At 69.1% G+C, this 1,817-nt stretch carries 1 protein-coding gene; it reads right to left on the reverse strand.

Annotated elements, in window-relative coordinates:
- Positions 1-1,817 (reverse strand): xanthine dehydrogenase molybdopterin binding subunit (gene xdhB, locus FKP22_RS29180; RefSeq protein ID WP_141291660.1); only part of this gene is annotated, 1,817 nt, incomplete at both ends.

Here is a 1,817-nt window from a genome sequence, read left to right on the forward strand (position 1 = left end):
ACCGAGAAGCTCAGCAGCAGCGGCGGCTCGCCCACAGCCTTGCTGCGGTGGATGCTGTCCTCGACGTTGTCGCCCTTGTACAGCCGTGTCGTGAACGCACCCGGCGCGTGCGGCAGGTCGTTGGCGGTGGGGATCTTGTAGGTGGACGGCGCGTGCGTCAGCAGCTTGCCGCTTTGCGGGTGCCACACCAGCTCCTCGCTGGTCAGCCAGCCCATGCCCTGCACAAAACCGCCTTCGACCTGGCCGATGTCGATGGCCGGGTTCAGCGAGCGGCCCACGTCGTGCAGCAGGTCGGCGCGCAGCAGTCGCCATTCGCCGGTCAGCCGGTCCAGCAGCACTTCGCTGACGGCCGCGCCATAGGCGAAGTAATAGAACGGCCGGCCGGTCAGCGTGTCGCGGTTCCAGTGCAGGCCGGGCGTGGCGTAGAAGCCGTCGGCCCAGAGCTGCACGCGGGCCACGTAGGCCTGCTCGACGATGGCGGCAAAGGCCTCGTGCTGGCCGTCTGGCCCCAGCACCGCGTTGCCCTCGAAGCGCACCTGGTCGGGCGCCACCTGCCAGTGCGACGCGGCCACTTCCGCCAGCCGTTTCTTCAGCTTCTGCGCGGCGTCCAGCGCGGCCTTGCCGTTCAGGTCGGCACCGGTGGAGGCAGCGGTGGCCGAGGTGTTGGCGATCTTGCTGGTGTCGGTGGCGCTGGCGCGCACGCGGGCCAGCGGCAGGCCCAGTTCGTGGGCGACGACCTGCGCCACCTTGGTGTTCAGGCCCTGGCCCATTTCGGTGCCGCCGTGGTTCACCAGCACTGAGCCGTCCCGGTAGATGTGCACCAGCGCGCCTGCCTGGTTGAAGTGGTTGACGTTGAACGAAATGCCGAACTTCACCGGGGTCAGCGCCAGGCCTTTTTTCAGCCACGGGCTGGTGGCGTTGAACGCGGCGACCTCGGCGCGGCGCGCGAGGTAGTCGCTGCTGGCGGCCAGCTCGTCGGTCAGCGGCGCGATGATGTTGTCGACCACCGGTTGCAGGTAAGGCGTCACGTCGCGCCCGCTGCCCGGCAGGCCGTACCAGTTGACCTGCCGCACCGCCAGCGGATCCAGGCCCAGCTGGCGGGCGATCTGGTCGATGATGACTTCGATCACCAGCGCGCCCTGCGGCCCGCCGAAGCCGCGGAATGCCGTGTTGCTCTGCGTGTTGGTGCGCGGCAGGAAGCCGTGGATGGCCACGTCCGGCAGCCAGTAGGCGTTGTCCAGGTGGCAGATCGCGCGCGTCAGCACAGGGGGCGACAGGTCGGCCGAGTGCCCGGCCTGGCCCAGCATCGTGACGTCCACCGCCAGCAGCCGGCCGCTGTCGTCGAAGCCGGCCTGCCAGTCGAACTCGAAGCCGTGGCGGCGGCCGGTGATCAGGAAATCGTCGTCGCGGTCCACGCGCAGCTTGACCGGCTTGTTGAGCTTCTTGGCGGCAAGCGCCGCCACGCAGGCGAACAGCGCCGACTGCGACTCCTTGCCGCCAAAGCCGCCGCCCATGCGCCGGCATTCGACCAGCACCTGATTGGCGTCCAGTTGCAGCGCATGCGCGACCATCGCCTGCATCTCGCTGGGGTGCTGGGTCGAACAATGAATCTTCAGCCCGCCATCGTCCTGTGGCAGCGCGTAGCTGATCTGGCCTTCGAGGTAGAACTGTTCCTGCCCGCCGAGGCTGAACTGGCCGGAGAGCTGGTGCGGCGCCGCCGCCATCGCACCGGCCACGCCGCCGGGGTGCGTGCTGCGCGTGAGGTGCATGGGTGGCACCACGTACTGGCCAGTGGCATGCGCGGTGCGCAGGTCCAG

Origin of the sequence: Ideonella azotifigens, assembly GCF_006519715.1 — a bacterium.
Lineage (GTDB): Bacteria > Pseudomonadota > Gammaproteobacteria > Burkholderiales > Burkholderiaceae_C > Ideonella > Ideonella azotifigens.